Genomic DNA, 21,433 nt, shown 5'->3' with positions numbered 1-21,433 from the left:
CCGGAGCGCGTCGGTCAGCACCCCCTGCTTGGACACCCCGCCGCGAAGCGTTACACGCGTTGCAGACACTCCGTTGAACGGAATACGGTCTTCCCCATGCCCAGAGGAACCTCTGAAGTCAGTGAGCCGATGTTCTTCGTGCTCACCGCTCTGCTCAACGGACCGCTCCACGGACACGCGATCAGCAAGCTGATCCAGGAGCTGTCCAACGGCCGGGTACGCCCGTCGGTCGGGACGCTCTACGGCATCCTTGAGCGCCTGCACGAGCGCGGCGTGATCGCCGTCGATCGCGAGGAGACGGTCAACGGCCGCAACCGCCGCTACTTCCGGATCACCGACGACGGCCATGCGCTCGTCGAGGCCGAGGCCAGGCGGATGCAGGAGGCGGCGGCGCTGGTCCTGCGGCTGTCGCCGGGCCGGGCACAGGCCTGGGGCGTGCCGGGGATCGCGCGCGGATGACGGCCACGCTGGAGAGTCCGGTCACGAGCGTGCTCGAACGCCGCTACCGCAAACTGCTGCTCGCCTATCCCCGCCCGTACCGGCAGGCGCACGGCGACGAACTGCTCGACGTGCTGATGGAGTCGACGGACGCCGATCGCACCATCCCGCCGCCCAGGGAGGCGGCGGGGCTGGTGGCCGGTGGCATCCGTACGCGCGTCATCCACCTGGCGGATGGCAGCGTCTGGCGGGACGGGCTGCACCTGGGCGTCACCGCCGTCGCCGTCGCCAATCTGGCGGCGCTGGTGCCGTACGCCGGATCGATCCCGTTGTGGATGGCGCTGTCGGCCCTGTCGGTGCTGGCCGTGCTGCGGGGGTGGGTCTGGGCCGCGATCCCCCTCACCGTGGCCGTCGGCGTCAAGGCGGTGGCCATCGCGGGCGGCCGGCAGGTGGCGGAGCTGACCCAGGTGCCGGTCTATCCGGGGCTGCTCACCGACCGGCCGCTGTTCGCCGACAGCGATCCGGGGGCCGTGACCGTCGCCTACGGGCTGGTGGTGCTCGGCCTGCTGGCGCTGGCGCCGCGCGGGGGCGCCCCGCGCGTGCGTTCCTGGTGGTGGTGGGCGGCGGTCCCCTTCCTGGCATGGGACGGCCCCGCCTGGATGGCCGAGGAGCACAATCTGCCGATCAGCCTGAGCCGGATGGGGCTGGAGCTGGCCCTGATGGCCGCCGCGGCCGTGGCCGGCCACCTGACCCGCGACCTGCGCTGGGCGCTCGGCTGCGCGTTCTACCTGACGGTCACCGTCGCCGGGGTGAGCCTGCTGACGCTCCCCGAGAACGGCGTGGTCCCCTCCTCACAGCACCTGGCGTACTGGGCCCTGCTGGGACTGCTGACGGCGGCCACCGCCCTCCTGCCCCTCCGGCAGCGGAGGCATGCCCTGGATTGACGATACTCCGTTGAACGGACTATGATCTCCGGCATGCCCAAGAGATCAGCTCTTGCCGCGTCCGCCGGGAACGGGGGGCCACGCGCGATGATGTGCGGCGTCACGTTCGCCGCGGCACTCGCGCTCATCGCCGGCTGCGCGGCCGAGCCCGCCCCGACCGCCGCTCCTCAGGCCGCGAGCAGCACCAAGGCGTCCGACAGCGCGCACAGGATCCAGTCGATCGTCGGCGACTGCATGAAGAAGAAGGGCTTCAGGTACGTCCCCTGGGTGCCGCCGGTCAAGGCGCCCAAGACCGCGAGCGACCGAGCCTACCTCGGCGACTACGCGGCGATGAAGGAGCAGCGGGCGAAGAAGGGCTTCACGGTCTTCTACCGCTACGCGCATCCCGACCAGAAGGAGGAAGTGCTCTGGTCGTCGGAGGACAGCCCGAACAGCGCCATCGTGCGGGACCTGTCACCCGCCCAGCTGGCCGCGTACGAGAAGCAGCTGACGGCGTGCAAGTCCCGGGCGATCAAGGAGGTCACCGGCAAGGTGGTCAAGGATGACAACGACCTGTTCGCCCAGCTGGACGAGACGGTCCAGAAGGTCCTGGACCGCGAGCTCAACGGCGACCCGAAGCTGGTCGAACTGGCCGCGGCGATGGGCGTCTGCCTCAAGGGCAAGGGCTACTCCGTGGCCGACACGCGGCCGTCCACGCTCCACACCTGGGGCTGGCGGACGTTCGAGGACAAGGTCAAGGCGCTGGCCAAGAACGACGACAAGCCGGAGGACGAGGAGATGGCCAAGTACGGGCAGTACACGATGCCCGTGATCTCCGTCGCCGACGGCAAGCGGTACTTCAGCCAGGAGGTCAAGGCCGCGCTGGACGACCTGGAGTGCGGCAAGGACTTCTACGCCGCCTACTCGCCCAGGAACGCGGAGATCCAGCAGCGCGTGGCACTCGAATTCGGCGGCGGCGGGAACTGACCATGATCAAGAAGACGAGCCTGGCCGTGGCCGCGCTGGCCGTACTGACCGGCTGCGGGAACGCGCAGGCGGGCGGTGAGCCGAAAGCGGGGGCTTCGGCTACGCCAGGTACGGCCACCGTGGACAAGAAGCTCCAGATGGAGTCGGTCCAGGCCGACTGCATGAAGCAGAAGGGCTTCAAATACGTCGCCTACGTGCCGCCGGAGGAGAAGAAGACCGCCGCCGAGATCAAGCGCGACAACGGCGATTACCAAGAAATGCGGAAACATCGCGAAAAATACGGCTTCGAGGTGTTCGCTGAGTTCGTTTACCCGGGCGAGGTCGGCATCAGCAAGGAAGAGGCCAAAATCGACAAGGACCCCAACACGAAGATCACCCGCGACCTCTCCACGGCCCAGTACAAGGCCTATAGGAAGTCCCTGGAGGCCTGCTTCTCCCGCGCGGCCAAGCAGGTCCTCGGCAAGACCGTCACCCAGCGGATGGACATCTACAACCAGTTCGCCAAGGCCAAGAAGCTCATGGTCGCCAGGGAGATGGACGGCGACCAGCGGCTCGTCGCACTCGCCTCGTCGATGGCCGACTGCCTGCGCGGCAAGGGCTACACCGTCACCAAGACCGCTCCGCGCGACATCTCCATGGGCGTCCACGACACGATCAACGACACGATGAGCCGGATCGGCGCCAAGCAGGAGGGCATCGCGTGGGAGCCGGGCTCGAAGTCGATCATCCAGGCGAACCTCACCGCCGCCCAGGCCAAGCCCTATCTCCAGAAGGAGATCAAGGCCGCGCTGGATGACCTGGAGTGCGGCAAGGACTTCTACCCCGCCTACAACCCCAAGGACCTGAAGATCAACAACACGCTCTTCGCCGAGTACGCGTTGAGATGAGCGGATTCTTGACCATGCTTCGCGCCTCGAAGTATCTTCTCAGCCATGTCTAGGGGATCGTCGGTGAGTGAGCAGACGTATTTCGTACTCGCCGCCCTCCTGGACGGCCCGCTCCACGGGCACGCGATACTCAAGCGCGTCGTCGAACTCTCCCAGGACCGCGTCAAGCTCGCCGTCGGCACCCTGTACGGCGCGCTCGACCGCCTCACCGACAACGGCGTGATCGTGGTCGAGAAGGAAGAGGTCGTCAACGGCCGCAAGCGCCGCTACTTCCGCATCACCGACGACGGCCGTCGCCTGGTGGAGGAGGAGGCGCTGCGCATGCAGCAGGCCGCGTCGGTGGTCACCAGACGCACCCTCGGGATGACCTTCTCATGAGCCGGCTGGAGCGCCGCTACCGGTTACTGCTGCGCGCCTACCCCGACGGCTACCGCGCCGACTACGGCGACGAACTGCTGGACGTCCTGCTGACCACGGCAGAGCCCGACCGGGCACTGCCTCCCCTGCGCGAGGCCGCCGCGCTCGTCAAGGGCGGCATCAGGACCCGCATCCTGCAGTCGGCGCACGGCCCGGCCTGGGCCGACGGGCTGCACCTCGCGGTGACGGTGCTCAGCCTGCTCAACCTGGCGGTGCTCATCCCGTACGCGGGCAGCGTCCCGCTGTGGGTGGGCGTGGCCGCGGCGGCGTTCCTGGCCACCCTGCTCGGCCGGGTACGTCTGGCGATCCCCCTGGCCGCCCTGCTCTCCGTCAAGACGTTGGCGATCACGCTGGCCAAGCCGTGGCTGGACGAGACGCTGCTGCCGGTCTTCCCCGACCGGCCGTGGCAGTCGACGCCCGCGCTGTACGCCAGCGGCGGCCCGATCGCCCCGGCCGTCGCCAACGGCCTCCTGATCCTCGGCCTCGTGGCGTTGGCCATTCGCGGCGAAACCCTCCACCGCCGTTCGTGGTGGTGGCTGGCCGCGGTGCCCGTGGCCGCCGGCGCGGATCCAGCCTGGCGCGACATCGTCGAAGCCACCCCTTCCGCGATGCTCCGCGTCGGGCTGGAGACCGCGCTGCTCCTGGCGGCGTGCTACGCCGGCCACGTGACGGCCGACCACCGCTGGTCGATCGCCGCGGCCGTCTACACGCTGCACAGCACGGTGGTGCTCGCCGAGAGCTTCACGCTCGTCATCGTCGCCCGGCAGGACAGCGCGCACTGGGCGCTGGTGCTCCTGCTGACCCTGGTCGCGGCGGTTCTGCCGTTCCGTACCAGGCGCAACGTCCTGCTCTGAACCCCGCCGGCGCCACCGGCTCTCTTCAGCATGCCCTTTTGGAGTTCCCATGAAGTCGCCGCGGAAGCTTCTCGCCGCCGTCCTGGCGGGCGTCCTGGCCATCGCGGGCGCCGGCTGGTTCCTGAGCACCCGCCTGCGCTCGCCGGCCGACGAGGCGGCCCGCCGTACGCCGCCCAAGGCCAGTCTCGTCACCGTGGCGGTCGAGCGCCGCAAGCTCGTCAGCACCGTCGCCGTCAACGGCACCCTGGAGTACGGCTCGCCGTTCCCGATCACCCTCGCCGGGGTGGTCGGCGGGCCGGCGGAGCTGCAGCGTGCCACGCGGGCCCCGCGCCAGGGCAGGCTGCGCGAGGGCGGCGTGCTGATGGAGGTCAACGGGCGGCCGGTGTTCGCGCTGCGCGGCAAGGTGCCGATGCACCGCACGATCGCCCCGGGCACCAAGGGCGACGACGTCGAGCAGTTGCAGAGGGCGCTGCGCAGGCTCGGGTTCGGCGCGGCGGTCACGGGGGTGTTCGACGGGGCCACGGTCGCCGCGGTCACCCGGCTGTACGCGAAGGGCGGCTATGAGGCCCAGCGGCCGGCTCTGGCCGACCGGCAGGCTCGGGACACGTTGCGCAAGGCCGTACAGACGGCCAAGGAGACGCTCGCGCTCGAACAGCGCGCGCTCGACCAGGGACGCGACGTCCTGCCGCTGAAGATCAAGCTCGGAAACGCCGAGGCCGAGCTGCGCGCGGCCGAGAGCGCGCTGGAGGAGGCGGAGGACGGGAGGCTCACGCCCGAGGACCAGGCCAAGATGGACGCGGCCGACGCGGCCGTGCGCGCGGCCGAGGAGAAGCTGCTCGAAGCCGAGCAGGCGCTGGCCGAGGCGAACAGGCCCGCGCCCACGCCGTCGCCCTCGCCGGGCGCCGGCATCCGGCTGCTGGAGCTCAAGGTCGCCAACGCCGGGGCGGAGCTGGACTCCGCCCGCCGGGCGCGCGACCGGCTCGCCGAGGAGAGCGCGCAGGCCCGCGTGAAACGCCTGCGCGAACTGCGTACGGCCGCGCGGACCGCGCAGGAGGGGCTCGTCACCGCCGAGCAGGCGCTGCGGCACGCCCGGCAGCTCTCCCCCGCCAAGCTCAAGGTCGCCAACGCGAAGAAGGACGTCGCCGCGGCGTCGTCGCTGCTCGGCGAGTTTCTGCGCACCTTCGGCACGTCGATCCCGCCGGGCGAGGTGGTGTTCCTGCCCGCGCTGCCCGCGCGGGTGCACAAGGCGAAGGTGAAGGCGGGGCAGATGGTCGAGGACGAGGTGGCCACCGTGACCAGTTCGTCGTTCATGGTGGCGGGATCGGTGGAGTCCGGCGAGGCCGGCCTGCTGCGCGAGGGACTCAAGGCCAGCATCGAACTCGACTCGGGCCAGACCTATCCGGCCACGCTGAGCGCGGTCGGCGAGAAGGCCAAGGTCCCCGGCGAGGAGGCGCCGCCCGCCGGCAGCCGGCCCGTGCTGATCACGCCCGAGTCGATGAAGGGGCTCAAGGGCCTGTCCGGGACCAGCGTCGCCGTCAAGGTGACCGTGGGCGCGACCGACGAGCCGGTGCTGGTGGTACCGGTCGCCGCCGTCGTCACCGCCGCCGACGGCAGGGCGCGGGTGCAGGTCGAGACGGCGCAGGACCGGACGAGAGAGGTCGAGGTACGCACCGGGCTGACCGCCGACGGCCAGGTCGAGGTGAGCGGCGAACTCAAGGAGGGCGACCGGGTGGTGATCAGCGGTGCCTGAGCCGGTCATCGAGCTGGAACTGGTCTCCAAGGAGTTCCCCGCCGACCCGCCGGTCCGCGCGCTCGACGAGGTCAGCGTCGCCGTACGGCAGGGCGACTACCTGGCCATCGTCGGCCCGTCAGGCTCCGGCAAGTCGACCCTCCTCAACGTGCTCGGCCTGCTGGACCGTCCCACCTCGGGCAGCTACCGGCTGGACGGCACCGAGACCACCACGCTGCGCGACGGGGCGCGGACGAGGCTGCGCGGCAGCCGTATCGGCTTCGTCTTCCAGTCCTTCCATCTGCTCGCGCACCGCAGCGTGGTGGAGAACGTCATGCTGGCCGAGGTCTACGGCGCCCACCCCCGCAAGAACCGGCGGGAACGCGCGCTCGAAGCCCTGGACCGCGTGGGGCTCTCCCATCGGACCGGCTTCGCGCCCGACCGCCTGTCCGGCGGCGAACGCCAGCGCGCCGCCATCGCCAGGGCGCTCATGGGCGGCCCGTCCCTGCTGCTGTGCGACGAGCCCACCGGCAACCTCGACAGCCGCAACACCGCAGCCGTGCTCGCCCTGTTCGACGACCTGCGCGCGCAGGGACTGACGATCGTCGTCATCACCCACGAGAACGAGGTCAGCCGGCGCGCCGGGCGCCGGGTCAGGATCACCGACGGGGTACTCAGTGAAGATTCGTGACCTGTGGACCGAAGCGCTCGCCGGCATGCTCGCCAGGCCGGTGCGCTCCGCGCTGACCACGCTCGGCACGGTGCTCGGCATCACCACGCTCGTCGTCACGCTGGGCGTGGCGGCCACGGCGGGCAACCAGATCGTCGGCCGCTTCGACGAACTCGTCGCCACCGCCGTCACGGTCGAGGTGCCCGAGCAGAAGAACGACCCGCTGGTGAGCTGGGACGCCGTCTCCCGGGTGACCAGGCTGCGCGGCGTCACCTCGGCCGCCGCCCTGGCCGAGACCAAGGACAGCGCCAACCTGTCCGTCCGCTCCAACGACCTGGTGGACCCCACCCGGGTGACCGCCCAGACCCTGAGCGTCCTGGCGTCGACCACGGACCTGCCGCAGGCCGCGCGGGGCCGTATGGTCTCCGGCCGGTTCTTCGACGCCGGGCACGTGCGGCGTCAGGACCGGGTGGCGGTGATCGGCGACCAGGCGGCCAGGCTGCTGGGCGTCGGCAGCCTGAAGCGCGCTCCGGCCATCTTCATCGGCAAGCACGCGTACACGGTCATCGGGATACTCGGTGAGCTGCGCCGGGAGCGGAACCTGTCGATGGCGGTGATGATCCCGGCGAGCACCGGCCGCCAGTTCGGCCTGCGCGACGTGACCCGGGTCCTGATCAACACCAGCCTCGGCGCCGCCGACCTCATCTCCCGCCAGGCCCCGTCGGCGCTCAGCCCGGGAAACGACGACCTGCTCCAGGTCATCGCCCCGCCCAGCCCGATCAGGGCGCGCGACAAGGCGCAGGACGACGTCAACGCCCTCTTCCTCATCCTCGGCCTGGTCTCCCTCGTGGTCGGCGCCGTCGGCATCGCCAACGTGACGCTGGTGACCGTGATGGAGCGGGTCTCCGAGATCGGCCTGCGCCGCTCGCTGGGCGCCGCCCGGCGGCACATCGCCGCGCAGTTCCTGCTGGAGTCCACGCTGACCGGGCTGACCGGCGGCGTGATCGGTGCCTCGCTCGGGGTGGTGACCATCGTCGCCGTCTGCGCGGTCAAGGAGTGGACACCCCTCCTGGACGTACGGCTGGCGCTGGCCGCCCCTGTGGCCGGAGCCGCCGTCGGCTTGCTGGCCGGGCTGTATCCGGCGCTGCGGGCGGCCAGGATGGAACCCGTGGACGCGCTGAGATAGTGTCCGCCCCGATGGGACTCCGGCAACTGGCCGCCGCCCTGACCATCCTTTTGGTCAGCGGCTCAAGCACGCTGCCCGCCGTGCCGTCCGTCGCGCACCGGCCGCCTCTGTCGCCCAAACAGCTCAGGGAGAGCCTGATGGCCGACTGCATGAAGCGGCACCGCTTCCGCTACATCCAGGACCTCGAGGCACCGGCCCCGCTGACGGAGGCGGAGCGCAGGCTGGCCGAGGGCGATTACACGGCCATGCTCGCCGACCGGGAGAAGAACGGTTTCCGGATCTTCGCCCGGTTCGTCTTCCCCGACGACACCGGTCCCGGAGGCGTCGCGGCCTACCGCATGCACCCCAACACCGAGATCATCAAAGCCCTGTCGCGCGCCCAGGCTCAGGCCTACTTCGAGGCCCAGACCTCGTGCCACGCCTGGGCGGCGGGAAGGGCGCTGGGCCGGAAGGTGACGGGCTTCGAGGACCTCGACGCCCAGTTCAAGGTGGCCGCGGAGACCGCGATGCGGGACGCGCTCGACGCGGACCTCCGGTTGACCGCGGCGGCGCGAGCCTATGCCGCCTGCCTGAAGTCCAAGGGCCGTCCCGTGGCCGACAGCCGTCCGAGCCAGATCACCTCGCAGATCCAGAAGTCGCTCCTGGACCAGTTGTGGGAGCTCGGCCGCCGGCAGTGGCCCCGGATGCGGGGCAACGTGATGCCCGACCTGTCCCGCTTCGAGGCGGCGCCGTACTTCCGGGAGGAGGTGCGGGCCGCCCTGGACGACCTGGAGTGCGGCAAGGACTTCTACCCCGTCTACCAGCCGCGGGCGAACGCCGTCCAGGCCCGCGTCACCCGGGAGTGGGGGCAGGAATAGTGCGGGGGTCGCTGGCGTTCGCGCTGGCCACGCTGATGGTCGCGGGCCCGGCGGCGCCCGTTCCCGAACCCGGGCCGGAGCCTGTGGCGAACCGGCGCGAGACCCTCATGGCCGCCTGCATGAAGGATCAGGGGTTCCGGTACATCCCGGTCGGCACCCCCCGCCGTCCGCCGCACCGGAACACCCCCGAGCAGGAACTCCAGAGCCGGACCCAATACGGCTTCAAGGTCTTCGCCATGTACGTCCACACCACCGACAAGGAGGCGGGTGGCCTCGCGGCACTCCCCTTCGACCCGAACGACCGGCTGACCGGGGCGCTGTCCCTCACACAGGTACGCGCCTACAGCCGCGCCTACGACGTCTGCCTCGGCTCCGCGGTACGGCGGCTCACAGGCAGGCTGGTCACCGGGCGCTTCGACCTCGACCGGAAGCGGGACAAGGCGTTGAGGCGGGCCCTGGCGCGGGAGCTCGACAGCTACCCTCCGGCGCAGATGTCGGCCCGCAGATATGCCGCCTGTCTGGAGAACCACGGCTACACGGTCCGCTCGAACCTGCCCAGCCGGATCTCCAGCCAGTTGCCGGAGTCGTTCGTCGCCGAACGCACCCGGCTGGCCGCCGCGGAGTTCCCGATCAAGCAGGAGGGCGTGGAGTACCTGCCGACGCTCTCGCCCGCACAGGCCGGGCCGTACCTGGACAGGGAGATCAAGGCGGCACTGACCGACCTGACCTGCGCGACGCGGTTCTTCAGGAAGACCCACCAGAAGGAGGCCGAGATCAGGGAGCGCGTCGCCGCCGAGTGGGCGCTCGACTAGACCGCCCAGTACCTGTCGCCGCCCAGGAGCAGCGCCGCCGCCCCCACGAGGCCGGCCTCCTGGCCGAGCAGGGCCGGGACGACGGACAGGCGCCGCGCGAAGTCCATGCGCGCGTGCTCGCGCAGCGTCCGCTCCAGCGGCCCGAACAGCAACTCGCCCGACTGCGCCAGCCCGCCGCCGATCGTCACCACGTCCAGGTCGCACAGGTGTGTGGCGGAGGCGATTGCCAGGCCCAGCGCGTGTCCCGCCCTGGAGAGGGCCGCGCGGGCGACCGGGTCGCCGCGGCGCGCGTCGGCCGCCAGCATCTGCCCCGTCGCCTCCCGATCCTCCCGGTACGGCCCAGCCGTCCCCTCCGCCCGCGAAGGCGTCCAGCCCTGCTCCTGCGCCCACGCCACGAGCGCGGGCCCGCGCGCGACGGCCTCCAGGCACCCGTGGCCGCCGCAGCCGCAGGACGGGCCGCCGGGCTCCACGATGACGTGCCCGACGTGCCCGGCGTTGCCGGTGCCGCCGTTGACGAGCCGGTCGCCGAGGATGAGACCGCCGCCGACTCCGGTGGAGACGACCATGCCCAGCATGTTGGCCCTGCCGCGCCCGTGGCCCTTCCAGTGTTCGGCGACGGCCAGGCAGATGGCGTCGTTGTGGACGCGCACGGGCCTGCCGGGGAAGCGGGCGGCCAGCCGTTCGCCGAGGGGGAAGCCGCGCCAGCCGGGGATGTTGAGCGGCGAGACCTCGCCGGAGGGCCAGGCCATGGGCCCGCCGCAGCCCACGCCGACGCCGCTGAATCCGTCGTAGGGCTCGATCAGCGTGAGCAGGGTCTTCCACAGCGTCTCGGCGTCCGCGTCCTGCGGGGTGGCCAGGCGGCGGGTGCGCCGTACGGCGCCGTCGGGGGCGACCAGGGCGGCAGCCATCTTGGTGCCGCCGACGTCGATCGCGAGGATCACCGGCTGCCCGAGGAGAAGACCAGGACCGAGGCGGTGAAGCCGTGGACGTGGTTGTGCCCGGCGACCGGGCCCACCTCGCCGGCGGCGAAGAAGCCGGCCATGCCGATGTGGCCGAGGGTGTCGCGCAGGGCGACGGCGTCGTGGTCGGCGGTGCCGAACATGGCGGAGCCGCGGCCGTTGCAGGCGAACAACAGCGCGCCGTCGACCTTGCCCAGCTCTTCGCGGTGGGCGTCGAGCAGGTCGTAGAGGTCCTCGTCGGCGGTGGCGGCGTCGCGTACCTGGAAGCGGACTGTTCTGCCGACTTCGACCACGTCGCCGATGGCGACCGCCTCCCGGTCGGGGTCGATGCCGAGCACACCTCTGATGAGGAAGTCGCCGCGTTCGTGGCGCTCGGCGTACTCGTCCATGGCCAGGCCGATCTGCAGGCCGGAGGCGACCAGGTCGCGGTCGTCCTCGTCGAGGTCGCTGACGATGTCCTCCAGGCGGGCGAGGGCGGGCTGACCGGCCAGTTCGAGCAGCAGGTTCTCCTCGGCGCGGGTGACGACCATGGTGGGGCCGATCGGGCGGCAGCCCTGGCTGACCACGGTGCTGACGTTGACCTGGCCGCTGATCAGCACGCCGATGGCGCCCTCGGTGTAGACCTGGCCGTCGGCGAACAGGCGTACCGAGCCTCTGCCGCTCATTCCGTTGGCGAGGCCGCCGATGATCGGCAGGTCGCCGAGCACGTCCACGGAGCGTTCGACGAACGCGTCCGTCGGAAAGGTGTACGGGTCGGCCATCAGGACGGCCACGTGGTCGTCGGCGCCGCGTTCCGGCAGGCCGACGACGACGAATCGGTCTTCGGCGGTCAGCGTCTCCAGGGCGAAGGTGGACAGTCTGGCGCCGTCGAGCGTCGCCGCCCAGGCGCTGACGGACGGCGCGAGTTCGACGCCCTGGCCGTCGCCGATCACGCCGGTGGCGCTGCAGCCGATCACGTGCGCGTCCGGCGCGAGCGCCATGGCCCGGCGGCCGGCCTCCGCCACGTCGTCGGGGTCATCGCCGCAGATGAAGAAACAGACCAGGTCGGCCTTGCCGGCAAGCCTCGACAGGGCCTGCCCCACGGCGCGCTCGGCGGTCGCGCCCAGGTCGGATCCCACGGCGAGGCCATCAGCGAAGCGGCTCGTCATCAGGGCCACGCGTCTCGCCTCCCTTGCTGTTTGCTGGTTCCCTTGGCCCGATTCTCCCCACTGGAGCAACAAGCACGCGCACGAACCGTCACGCAATAGTCAAGATCCGAAATCTCACCACGATGCGAACGGCTCGCAGGAGACGTAGTCTCGTTCCCGTGCATCAGCCTCGAATTCTCCGCGAGCTGCGAGCGAGCGATCACGTTCATCGCAGTGTCAAAGCAGAGGTCCGCCATAATCTGCTGACCAAGCTGCGGGCAGGCGAGCCCCGTTTTCCCGGCATCGTGGGCTTCGACGACTCGGTCCTGCCCCACCTCGAACGCGCTCTGCTGGCCGGGCACGACCTGGTCCTGCTGGGCGAGCGCGGCCAGGGCAAGACCCGGCTCATCCGCACCGTCACCGGCCTGCTCGACGAGTGGACCCCGGTCGTGGAGGGCTGCGAGATCAACGACCATCCCTACGCGCCGGTCTGCACCACGTGCCTGCGCAAGGCGCGGGAGATGGGCGATGAACTGCCCGTCGCCTGGAAGCACCGCGACGAGCGCTACGGCGAGAAGCTGGCCACGCCCGACACCTCGGTGGGCGACCTGATCGGTGACGTCGACCCGATCAAGATCGCCGAAGGGCGCACGCTGGGCGACCCGGAGACCGTCCACTACGGCCTGGTCCCGCGCACCAACCGCGGCGTCTTCTCCGTCAACGAGCTGCCCGACCTGGCCGAGCGCATCCAGGTCTCGCTGCTGAACGTGCTGGAGGAGCGCGACATCCAGGTACGCGGCTACAACCTGCGCCTGCCGCTGGACATCCTGCTCATCGCCAGCGCCAACCCCGAGGACTACACCAACCGCGGCCGGATCATCACGCCGCTGAAGGACCGCTTCGGCGCCGAGATCCGCACCCACTACCCGCAGACGGTCGAGGACGAGCTCACGCTCATCCGCCAGGAGTCGATGCCCGACATCGGGGCCGACATCCCCGAGCACCTGATCGAGGTGATCGCCCGCTTCACCCGCCTCGTGCGCGAGTCGACCGCGGTCGACGCCCGCTCGGGCGTCTCGGCCCGTTTCTCCATCGCCGCCGCCGAGACCGCCGCCGCCTCCGCGGTGCGCAGGGCCGCCATCACCGGCGAGGAGCACGCGGTGGCCCGCGTCTGCGACCTGCCGAGCATGGTGCCGACGCTGCGTGGCAAGGTCGAGTTCGAGGTCAGCGAGGAGGGCAGGGAGACCGAGATCCTGGCCCACCTGCTGCGCCGGGCTACGGCCGAGACGTTCAGAAACCGCCTGGGCGGCACCGACCTCGCGCCGCTGACCGACAAGTTCGCCGAGGGCAGCCAGGTGGAGTCGGGCGAGCTGGTCCCGGCCGCGGAGCTGCTGCGCCGGATCGGCCCGGTCAACGGCCTGGCGAAGATCATGGCCAAGCTGGGCATGGGGGCCGGCGACGAGTCGCCCGGTCACGCCGCGGCGGCCCTGGAGTTCGCGCTGGAGGGCCTCTACCTCATGCGCCGGCTGTCCAAGGACGATCTTGACGGGGTGAACGTCTACCGCACGTGAACATCGGGGCGGTCCCGCGCGTCCAACCTGGTAGTTCACGACACCGGGGGACCGCCCAATGCACACTCTGCTCATCGCCGCGCTCGTCGCCGCGGCTCCACTGACTCCGTCCGCCACCACCGCCGCCGCCACCACCACCACCACCGTGTACGGCTACGCCTGGGCCGACGGAACCGGCACCCTGCGCGTCACACCGGTCACGGCCACCCGCGACGGCAAGAAGTACCAGCTGGCCGCCAAGAAGGGCGCCAAGGAGATCAAGCTGGGCTACGCATCGGCCGCCTTCCGCCGCCTGGCCGTGGCCTGCGGGCTGAAGGAGACCGAGGGCCGCGTCGCCCAGGACGCCGACGGCCTCGGCAAGACCCGCTGCGCCCCCAAGGACCTGGCCTTCACCCTCCAGCTCGGCCCGAACCCCGTGAAGATCGTCTATTCGGGCAAGAAGGCGATCAGGGTCAGCGAGTTCCAGCCGGCCAAGTGGTACACCCGGACCGCCAAGGGCGTGATCAAGCGTGTGGACGCCGACACCGTCGCCCACGGCACGCGCCACCTCACCTACACCTGGCACCTGACCTTCAACCGGGTCACCGCCAAGTGCGGCGACGGCTGGCTGACCGGCAGGCCCGTCAACGCCGACGACGACGGCCTCGGCACCAAGGGCTGCACGAACAAGGACTTCTCCAAGGTCTTCAAGGGCGGCAACCTCGCCGTGGTGCACTACAACCCGTTCAGCGACGAGCTGCTGAGCGTGTGGGAGGTCTTCGGGGACGCGTGACCGTGACGGCGGGCGCCACGTCCGACGTGAGAAGCGACCCCCACGATCGGCGGAAACCGGCGGCGGCGGGTGGTGTGGGGGCGGCTTGCCGTAACGGAAGAACAAAAGACGAGTTAGCGTGAGATCGTGGCTTATCGCTATGGCGAGTATCAGGACGGCCCCGATCCCCTCGCGCCGCCCTATGACGTGCGGGCGGCGCTGGACGAGATGGGCGATGCGATCCTGTCCGGTTCGACGCCCGTGCACGCGCTGCGTGACCTGCTCAAGCGCGGCCTGCCCGGCGCGCGCGACCGCCGCGGCCTCGACGAGATGCTCAGAGAGGTACGGCGCCGCCGCCGGGAGCTGCGCGAGAGCGGCAGGCTCGACGGCACCCTGGAGCGGGCCCGCGCGCTGCTGGACAAGGCGATCGGCCAGGAGCGCGCCGAGCTGTTCCCCGACCCGTCCGACGCGGCCAGGATGCGCGAGGCCGAGCTCGACGGCCTGCCCGAGGACACCGCCAGCGCCATCCAGCAGCTGAGCTCTTATGAGTGGCGCTCGGCCGCGGCCAGGCAGACCTTCGAGGAACTGCGCGACCTGCTGCGCAGGGAGGTGCTGGACACCCAGTTCCGGGGGCTGCGCGAGGCGCTGGCCAACCCCGACCCGGCGGCCATGGAGCGCGTGCGCCAGATGGTCGCCGCGCTCAACGAGATGCTGGAGCGCGACTCCCGCGGCGAGCACACCCAGGCCGACTTCGACGCCTTCATGGCCACGTACGGGGACATGTTCCCCGAGAAGCCGCGCACGCTGGAAGAGCTGGTCGACATCCTCGCCCGCCGGGCCGCCGCCACGCAGCGCATGCTGGCCTCGATGACCCCGCGCCAGCGCGAGGAGCTCGGCGGCCTCATCAACCAGACCCTGGAGCAGGCCGGGCTCGGCGAGCAGATGCGCCGCCTCGGCGACGCCCTCACCGCCCGCCGCCCCGACCTCGCCTGGAACACCCCGGAACGCCTCACCGGCGACGAGCCGCTCGGCATGGGCGACGCCGTCACCGCCCTGGAGGAACTGGCCGACCTCACCCAGCTGGAGGCGGCACTGCGCCAGGACTACCCCGGCGCCAGGCTCGACGACATCGACGAGGCCGCCGTACGCCGGGCGCTCGGCCGCTCGGCCGTCGACGACCTGGAGGCGCTGCGGCGGATCGAACGGGAACTGGAGGAGCAGGGCTACCTGCTGCGCCGGCGCGGGAAGCTGGAGCTGACGCCCAAGGCGGTGCGCAGGCTCGGCGAGACCGCCCTGCGCCGCGTGTTCGCCTCGCTGGACGCCGGGCGGCGCGGCGACCACGAGCAGCACGACGCGGGCTCGGCCGGCGAGCTGACCGGGTCCTCGCGGCCGTGGCGCTTCGGCGACGAGCAGCCCATCGACGTGGTGCGCACGCTGGTCAACGGCATTCGCAACGGCGGCGGCCGTACCTCAGGAGGCCTGCGGTTGTCCGTGGACGACTTCGAGGTCGCCGAGACCGAGCGCCGGACCGCGGCGGCGGTCTGCCTGCTGGTGGACCTGTCGTACTCGATGGCGCTGCGGGGCACGTGGGCGGCGGCCAAGCAGACCGCGCTGGCGCTGCAGGCGCTGGTGGCCTCGAAGTTCCCGCAGGACGCCGTGCAGATCATCGGCTTCTCCAACTACGCGCGGGTGCTGCAGCCGGACGAGCTGGCCGGGCTCGACTGGGACATGGTGCAGGGCACGAACCTGCACCACGCGCTGCTGATCGCCGGGCGGCACCTGGACCGCCACCCCGACTTCGAGCCGGTCGTGCTCGTGGTCACCGACGGCGAACCCACCGCGCACCTCATGCGCAACGGCCGCTCGGCCTTCGAGTGGCCGCCTTCGCACGAGACGCTGGAGCTGACGCTGGCCGAGGTCGACAAGATGACCAGGCGGCGGGCCACGATCAACGTGTTCATGCTGGCCGCCGACGACCGGCTGCGCGAGTTCGTCGACGAGGTCGCGCGCCGCAACGGCGGCCGGGTGTTCTCGCCCAGCGCGGAACGGCTGGGCGAGTACGTGGTCAGCGACTTCCTGCGGCTGCGCCGCGCCCGCTAGACGAGGGCGTGGCGGCCCAGCCGGGCGTCGAACCCGTCGTGCAGGTCGCGGAAGGAGCGGTAGGCGACCCTGGTACGGCCGCCGCCCCGCGCCATCAGCGCGACCACCTCGCCCGGTTCCGGCAGCACCCCGCCCCCGAGGTAACGGACCCCGGCCAGGACCGTCCGCACACCCTGCTCACCCGAGACGAACCGGCCGCGGCGCCACCCGGTCTCCTCGTCCCACACCAGGGCGTCGCCTCCGGCCAGCAGGATCGTCGCGTCCCGCGGGTCGAAGGGGTCGTCCCACCACATCACATGCTCCACCGCGGCTGCTACCGACGACACGTAACCCAGGGGCAACCTCAGCCATTCCTGGCTATAGGGAACCGGCATCCTGATTCTGCCTTTCCTCTCGGGAAATGGGACGGAAGGAAATCGTCCCGCCGGGCGGCGGCGCTGTAAAGCCAGGACCTAGACCGCTCATACCAATAAGCGGACAATGAGAGCATGTCCGAGCCGCTCTACCGCAAGGTGGCCGACGACCTGCGGAAAAAGATAACCGCCGGGTCCCTTCAGCCAGGTCAGCGTCTGCCGTCCCAGTCGGAGCTCGAGCAGCTCTTCGGCGTCTCCACCAACACCGTCCGCCTGGCGATCGCCGTCCTGGCCAACGAGGGCCTGGTGGAGTCGCGGCAGGGGCTGGGCACGTACGTGAACGCGCGGCTGACCTTCACCATGGTCATGTCGAACAGGGAGGGCCTGCGCACGGCGAGCGGCAAGGACGCCTTCACCTCCGCGGTGGAGGAGCAGGGCCGCCAGCCCGCGCAGGAGGGCTTCACCATGGAGTTCCGGGAGGCGAGCCCGAAAGTCGCCTCCTACCTGCAGATCCCCGAGGGTTCCGTGGTGGTCGTGCGCCTGTCGCGGCGGCTGGTCGACGGGGAGAGCTGGTCGCTGCAGGACTCGTTCTATCCGCTGGACGTGGCCGAGGGAACGGGCCTGATGTTACCCGTCGACCTGGAGCGTGGCACGATCCGCGAACTGGCCGACCACGGCCACGTGCAGGTGCGCCATCGCGACGTGGTGCTGGCCAGGATGCCGACTCCGCAGGAGGTCCCGTTCTTCGGGCGAAGGGCGGGGGTGCCGGTGATCGAGGTGATCAGGACGGCGTACTCGGCCGAGCGGCCGATCCGGCTCACGGTGGCGATCTATGCCGGTGATATGACCCACCTGGCCTACGAAATCAATTATGCAGGCTCGGGCCACTTATCCCAATAAGTGTAGTCAATTGTATTCCGCCAACCCAGATCACCTGGCGGATCCTTTTCTATGTCCACCTATTGATGACCGGCGGGGTGCCGCTGCCATAATTACCCATGGATTTGTACCTCATGATCCCGATCGCCTTGATCGGAGGAGCGACCGGCACGTTCGTCATGATCGTGCTCAGTGTCCTCGGAGAGGACTGGCGCGGTTCGCCGACGCATCGCGCCCCAGGGCCCTTCTCCCGCTGCACCCGCGGGATTCTCGGCCTTCACGTGAACAACACCGACTGCACGGAGTGCGTGGCCCGGGAAGGGCGCCAGACCGTCACACCCGCCTGAACTAGGCGCGCACCAGGCCGGACCAGAAGTCCAGCGCCACATCGAACCCGTCCCGGCAGTTGCGGTGCGAGCGGTAGCAGGGCCGCCAGGCGCTGCTCGCACCGATCCCGAGCCGCGCGTCCGAAAGGGCCGCGGGAACCCGCTCGGGCCGGGGCAGCAGACCGCCACCCAGATAGCGCACATCGGCCAGCTCGGTGTGCTCGCCACGGGCCCCGGAGAGGAAGCGGCCGAGCCGCCAGCCGCTCTCTTCGTCCCACACCAGCGCCGAGCCGCCGGACACCAGAACCGTCGCCGTACGCGGCTCGCCGGGCCCCTCCCACCATTCGGCCACCTCGGCGTCGAGCACTTCGACCACCTGTTTCACGTAGCAGCGCGGCTGATGCTGCCACTCATCGGTGTACGGCTCGACGTGCCTGACGGCCACGACGGCACCCCCTTGTGCCTGAACGGAAGAAAACGGCGGTACGCAACGATACCCGGGCTGAACTTATTCCGTTGCCAGGGCGTCTAGTCATTACGGAGGATATTCGGGGAAGGAGGGAGTGCTATGTTCGCGATGGTCTTGCTCATCATGGTCATGGTCGTCACTGTGGCGTCCTTCGAGCTGTGCATGCGGTGCTCCCGCAAGAGCGAAGAGAGTGTCGAGCCACAGGCCGAGATCGCCGGGGACTAGTCTCTGCGGCATGTCCCTGCTTATCTGGCTGCACATCGCCTTCGCGATCTTCGCGGTCGGGCCGCTCACCGCGCTGACGCACGCCGCCCCCCGCGCAATTCGCACCAAGAACGCCGCATTGCTGACGTTCATCCACCGCTCGACCCGGCTCTACGCCCTGCTCTCGCTGGGCGTGCTGATCTTCGGCATCGGAGCCGGGGTCATCGCCGGGAACGGCACCCTGGGCAAGTGGAACATGACCGCGTCCATGACGTTGTTCATCGTGGCCGCGGTCCTGATCGTCATCGTCGAACGCGACCTGCGCACCGCCGTCCAGGCGCTCTCCAGCGAGACCCCGGACGACGACGCGAAGGTGCAGACAGGACGGATCGCCGCCATCGCCGGCGTGGTCACGCTGATCTGGCTGGCGATCCTGTTCCTGATGGTCGTGCCGTCCTAGCCGAGCGCCCGGGTGAGGTCGGCGAGCAGGTCGTCGACCGTCTCGATGCCCACCGACAGCCGCACCAGGTCGGCCGGGACCTCCAGCGGCGAGCCCGCCGCCGACGCGTGGGTCATCCTGCCCGGGTGCTCGATCAGTGACTCGACCCCGCCGAGCGACTCCCCCAGCGTGAACAGCTCGGCGCGGTTGCACACCTCCACGGCGGCCTCCTCGCCCCCCGCCACGCGGAACGACACCATGCCGCCGAAGCGCTTCATCTGCTTGGCCGCCACCTCGTGGCCGGGGTGCTCGCCCAGGCCCGGGTAGAGCACCTGGGTCACCTTCGGGTGTGCCAGCAGCAGGTCGACCACCCGCTCGGCGTTGTCGCAGTGGCGGTCCATCCGCACGCCCAGCGTCTTGAGCCCGCGCAGCGTCAGCCACGCGTCGAACGGCCCGGCCACCGCGCCCATGGCGTTCTGGTGGTAGGCCAGCTCGTCGCCCAGTTCCTTCGAACGCGCGATCAGCGCGCCGCCGACCACGTCGGAGTGGCCGCCCACGTACTTGGTCGTGGAGTGCACGACGATGTCGGCCCCCAGCTCAAGCGGCCGCTGCAGGTACGGCGAGGCGAAGGTGTTGTCCACGACCAGCAGCGCGTCGTTCTCGTGGGCCAGCTCGGCGAGCCCGGCGATGTCGGCGATGCCCAGCAGCGGGTTCGTCGGCGTCTCCACCCAGACGATCTTCGTCTTCTGCGTCATGGCCCCGGCCACGGCGTCCAGGTTGCCCAGCGGCACCGGGTCGTAGCGCAGCCCCCAGCGCTCGTTGACCTTGGCGAACAGGCGGTAGGTGCCGCCGTAGGCGTCGTTCGGGATGATGACGTGGTCGTTGGGCCGGCACACGGTGCGCAGCACGGTGTCCTCCGCGGCCAGGCCGGAGGCGAACGCCAGCCCCCGAGCGCCGGCCTCGACCGCGGCCAGCGCCTCTTCGAGCGCGGTCCTGGTCGGGTTGGCCGATCGGCTGTACTCATAGCCCGAGCGCAGCCCGCCCACACCGTCCTGCTTGTAGGTGGACGTGGCGTAGATCGGCGGGACGACCGCGCCGGTCAGCGGGTCGGGCTCCTGACCTGCGTGGATCGCCAGCGTTTCGAATCCGTTGCTCATACCCGCCACGGTAACGGAACCGGCCCGCGATTCCGTCCCCCAACGGTCTCGCGGGCCGATCCCTCCCCCAAGGCTCGCCGGCGTCTTGCCCGCCGCCGCGAGCCCCGTCTCAGGCCGCCTTGGGCCGGCTCCGGTCGCCGGTACGGCTCGGCAGCCGGACCACCTCACCCTCGTGCGCCGCACGCGGCGCGTGGATGTGGCGGCCACTGCCGCCCTCGGCGGGCTCTCCGTTGATCCTGGAGAGCATCACGGGGTCGGCCAGCGCGAGCAGTACGCCCACAACCAGTCCCACACCCAGCAACACGAATCCGATGACGACCATTTCCCCGTCTCCCTTCCGACATATCCAGCATCGGTGACCACCCACCCCTTTCACCTCCGCTGAAGGTCTGGTCTGCGGCTTCCTTACTCGGCCGAACGGTTGATACGGGTGCTCCAACTTCCGGCTTAGGCTCGATGCCGTGGGGGATACCAAGCGCTTCGTCTACTGGATCCGCAGGCTCAGCGAAATCGCCATGATCGGCTGGCTGGGCCTGATGCTGATGGTCGACGTGGTGGCCGCCGCCGGCGTCGGCGGGCCCCAGTGGCTGGTGCCCTTCTGCGGCATCGCCGGCATCGCCGCCGTGCTGGCCCGGCACAAGTACCGGGTCGAGGGCTTCACGTTCCTGCTGGCCTTCAGCTTCGTCACTTCCACGATCATCAGCGGCACCAACTACGACGGCGTGCCCGGCATGGCGGAGTCGGGCGCGGTCCTCATCCTCACGATCGGCGTGCTGCGCCACATCCAGCCCGTGCGCAAGGCCGCCGTCTTCGCGCTGGTCTCCCTGGTCGTCCTCCTGGCGGAAGCCTCCGGCCGCGACTACCAGAACGCCGGCCTGGCCTTCTCGTTCCTGCTGTTCGCCGGCTGGTCGCTGGCCGCCGGCGTGGGTGGCTACCTCCGCTTCCAGCAGGAACGCCGCTCGGAAGCCGTCTTCTCGGTACGCCGGGCCGAACGCCTTGAGCTGGCCAGAGAGCTCCACGACCTGGTCGCCCACCACATCACCGGCATCGTCGTCCAGGCCCAGGCCGCCAAGACCGTCGCCGAGATGAAGCCGGAAGCCGTGGTGCCCGCCCTCGACGCGATCGCCGGAGCCGGGGCGGAGGCGCTGACGTCGATGCGCCGCCTGGTCAGCGTGCTGCGCGCGGAGGACGAGGCGGAGCGCAGGCCCGGCACCACACTGGCCGACCTGCGCCTGCTGACCGAGCGCTTCTCCGCCAGCGGGCCGAAAGTGGCCTTCGAGATCGGCCAGGGCGTCAGCGACGGCACGCTGCCGCCCGAGGTCGTCACCACCCTGCACC

23 protein-coding genes and 1 pseudogene are annotated in these 21,433 nt (G+C 70.5%); 18 read left to right on the top strand and 6 right to left on the bottom strand.

Features of this window, described 5'->3' with window-relative positions; translation table 11 throughout:
• The first annotated feature begins 96 nt into the window (after positions 1–96).
• Genes ACIBKY_RS22575 through ACIBKY_RS22525 form a run of 11 tightly spaced genes read left to right on the top strand, consistent with a single transcriptional unit; the run spans position 97 to position 9,760 of the window.
• Positions 97–459, top strand: a complete 363-nt coding sequence (locus ACIBKY_RS22575; RefSeq protein ID WP_397099014.1) for a PadR family transcriptional regulator — start codon at positions 97–99, stop codon at positions 457–459.
• On the top strand, positions 456–1,382 hold the full coding sequence (locus ACIBKY_RS22570) for a hypothetical protein (RefSeq protein WP_397099012.1): 927 nt from the start codon (positions 456–458) through the stop codon (positions 1,380–1,382). Before ACIBKY_RS22575 ends, ACIBKY_RS22570 begins: the two co-directional genes overlap by 4 nt.
• Before the next feature lie 33 nt (positions 1,383–1,415).
• A complete protein-coding gene (locus ACIBKY_RS22565; protein ID WP_397099010.1) occupies positions 1,416–2,348 on the top strand; it encodes a hypothetical protein in 933 nt (310 codons plus the stop codon).
• A 2-nt stretch (positions 2,349–2,350) separates the two neighbouring features.
• A complete protein-coding gene (locus ACIBKY_RS22560) occupies positions 2,351–3,235 on the top strand; it encodes a hypothetical protein (RefSeq protein ID WP_397099008.1) in 885 nt (294 codons plus the stop codon).
• A gap of 45 nt (positions 3,236–3,280) precedes the next feature.
• Entirely contained in the window at positions 3,281–3,613 is a 333-nt protein-coding gene (locus ACIBKY_RS22555; protein WP_397099006.1) for a PadR family transcriptional regulator, read from the top strand.
• Positions 3,610–4,506 (top strand): hypothetical protein, encoded by an 897-nt coding sequence (locus ACIBKY_RS22550; RefSeq protein WP_397099004.1) that lies wholly within the window; start codon positions 3,610–3,612, stop codon positions 4,504–4,506. Before ACIBKY_RS22555 ends, ACIBKY_RS22550 begins: the two co-directional genes overlap by 4 nt.
• A 49-nt stretch (positions 4,507–4,555) precedes the next feature.
• Positions 4,556–6,256, top strand: a complete 1,701-nt coding sequence (locus tag ACIBKY_RS22545; protein ID WP_397099002.1) for a peptidoglycan-binding protein — start codon at positions 4,556–4,558, stop codon at positions 6,254–6,256.
• Complete coding sequence (locus tag ACIBKY_RS22540) at positions 6,249–6,926, top strand: ABC transporter ATP-binding protein (protein WP_397099000.1); 678 nt, start codon at positions 6,249–6,251, stop codon at positions 6,924–6,926. Before ACIBKY_RS22545 ends, ACIBKY_RS22540 begins: the two co-directional genes overlap by 8 nt.
• Complete coding sequence (locus ACIBKY_RS22535) at positions 6,913–8,091, top strand: ABC transporter permease (RefSeq protein ID WP_397098998.1); 1,179 nt, start codon at positions 6,913–6,915, stop codon at positions 8,089–8,091. The genes ACIBKY_RS22540 and ACIBKY_RS22535 overlap by 14 nt, the downstream gene beginning before the upstream one ends.
• An 11-nt stretch (positions 8,092–8,102) precedes the next feature.
• On the top strand, positions 8,103–8,948 hold the full coding sequence (locus ACIBKY_RS22530) for a hypothetical protein (RefSeq protein ID WP_397098996.1): 846 nt from the start codon (positions 8,103–8,105) through the stop codon (positions 8,946–8,948).
• Entirely contained in the window at positions 8,948–9,760 is an 813-nt protein-coding gene (locus ACIBKY_RS22525) for a hypothetical protein (protein WP_397098994.1), read from the top strand. The genes ACIBKY_RS22530 and ACIBKY_RS22525 overlap by 1 nt, the downstream gene beginning before the upstream one ends.
• Here the strand turns inward: ACIBKY_RS22525 and ACIBKY_RS22520 are convergent.
• The gene (locus tag ACIBKY_RS22520) at positions 9,757–10,701 is read right to left on the bottom strand and encodes an ROK family protein (RefSeq protein ID WP_397098993.1); all 945 of its coding nucleotides are present in this window, start codon (positions 10,699–10,701) and stop codon (positions 9,757–9,759) included. The genes ACIBKY_RS22525 and ACIBKY_RS22520 overlap by 4 nt on opposite strands.
• Positions 10,698–11,867: an FIST N-terminal domain-containing protein gene (locus ACIBKY_RS22515; RefSeq protein WP_397099465.1), complete on the bottom strand. Its 1,170-nt coding sequence runs from the start codon at positions 11,865–11,867 to the stop codon at positions 10,698–10,700. The genes ACIBKY_RS22520 and ACIBKY_RS22515 overlap by 4 nt, the downstream gene beginning before the upstream one ends.
• A gap of 122 nt (positions 11,868–11,989) precedes the next feature.
• Between ACIBKY_RS22515 and ACIBKY_RS22510 the strand changes: the two genes are divergently transcribed.
• The 3 genes from ACIBKY_RS22510 to ACIBKY_RS22500 all read left to right on the top strand — a co-directional run bounded on the left by ACIBKY_RS22510 (position 11,990) and on the right by ACIBKY_RS22500 (position 16,268).
• A complete protein-coding gene (locus ACIBKY_RS22510) occupies positions 11,990–13,417 on the top strand; it encodes a sigma 54-interacting transcriptional regulator (protein ID WP_397098991.1) in 1,428 nt (475 codons plus the stop codon).
• A 58-nt stretch (positions 13,418–13,475) separates the two neighbouring features.
• Complete coding sequence (locus ACIBKY_RS22505) at positions 13,476–14,189, top strand: hypothetical protein (protein WP_397098989.1); 714 nt, start codon at positions 13,476–13,478, stop codon at positions 14,187–14,189.
• A 123-nt stretch (positions 14,190–14,312) separates the two neighbouring features.
• Positions 14,313–16,268 carry a hypothetical protein gene (locus tag ACIBKY_RS22500; protein WP_397099463.1) on the top strand — a complete coding sequence of 652 codons (1,956 nt, stop codon included), beginning with the start codon at positions 14,313–14,315 and terminating at the stop codon, positions 16,266–16,268.
• On the opposite strand, the gene ACIBKY_RS22495 is transcribed toward ACIBKY_RS22500, so the two are convergent.
• Entirely contained in the window at positions 16,265–16,642 is a 378-nt protein-coding gene (locus tag ACIBKY_RS22495; protein WP_397098987.1) for a DUF6292 family protein, read from the bottom strand. The two genes, ACIBKY_RS22500 and ACIBKY_RS22495, sit on opposite strands and share 4 nt — an antisense overlap.
• A gap of 114 nt (positions 16,643–16,756) precedes the next feature.
• Between ACIBKY_RS22495 and ACIBKY_RS22490 the strand changes: the two genes are divergently transcribed.
• Positions 16,757–17,521 carry a GntR family transcriptional regulator gene (locus ACIBKY_RS22490; protein ID WP_397098985.1) on the top strand — a complete coding sequence of 255 codons (765 nt, stop codon included), beginning with the start codon at positions 16,757–16,759 and terminating at the stop codon, positions 17,519–17,521.
• Positions 17,522–17,848: 327 nt separating this feature from the next.
• Here the strand turns inward: ACIBKY_RS22490 and ACIBKY_RS22485 are convergent, their stop codons facing one another.
• The gene (locus ACIBKY_RS22485) at positions 17,849–18,271 is read right to left on the bottom strand and encodes a DUF6292 family protein (RefSeq protein ID WP_379610758.1); all 423 of its coding nucleotides are present in this window, start codon (positions 18,269–18,271) and stop codon (positions 17,849–17,851) included.
• Positions 18,272–18,394: 123 nt separating this feature from the next.
• On the opposite strand from ACIBKY_RS22485, the gene ACIBKY_RS22480 reads away from it, so the two are divergent.
• Positions 18,395–18,520 carry a hypothetical protein gene (locus ACIBKY_RS22480; RefSeq protein ID WP_397098983.1) on the top strand — a complete coding sequence of 42 codons (126 nt, stop codon included), beginning with the start codon at positions 18,395–18,397 and terminating at the stop codon, positions 18,518–18,520.
• A 10-nt stretch (positions 18,521–18,530) separates the two neighbouring features.
• The gene (locus ACIBKY_RS22475; protein ID WP_397098981.1) at positions 18,531–18,959 is read left to right on the top strand and encodes a hypothetical protein; all 429 of its coding nucleotides are present in this window, start codon (positions 18,531–18,533) and stop codon (positions 18,957–18,959) included.
• On the opposite strand, the gene ACIBKY_RS22470 is transcribed toward ACIBKY_RS22475, so the two are convergent.
• Both ACIBKY_RS22470 and ACIBKY_RS22465 read right to left on the bottom strand, forming a co-directional pair.
• On the bottom strand, positions 18,956–20,095 hold the full coding sequence (locus ACIBKY_RS22470) for a cystathionine gamma-synthase (RefSeq protein WP_397098979.1): 1,140 nt from the start codon (positions 20,093–20,095) through the stop codon (positions 18,956–18,958). The two genes, ACIBKY_RS22475 and ACIBKY_RS22470, sit on opposite strands and share 4 nt — an antisense overlap.
• Positions 20,096–20,204: 109 nt before the next feature.
• A complete protein-coding gene (locus ACIBKY_RS22465) occupies positions 20,205–20,417 on the bottom strand; it encodes a hypothetical protein (RefSeq protein WP_397098977.1) in 213 nt (70 codons plus the stop codon).
• Positions 20,418–20,610: 193 nt separating this feature from the next.
• Here ACIBKY_RS22465 and ACIBKY_RS22460 point away from each other — a divergent pair.
• Positions 20,611–21,273, top strand: a pseudogene (locus ACIBKY_RS22460) (sensor histidine kinase); the annotation flags it as partial.
• Positions 21,274–21,433: the final 160 nt, after the last annotated feature.

Source organism: Nonomuraea sp. NPDC050394, assembly GCF_044459065.1.
In the GTDB taxonomy this organism is placed as follows: domain Bacteria; phylum Actinomycetota; class Actinomycetes; order Streptosporangiales; family Streptosporangiaceae; genus Nonomuraea.
Note: the sequence above shows the minus strand (reverse complement) of the source record. Positions and strands in the feature narration are given on the sequence as shown.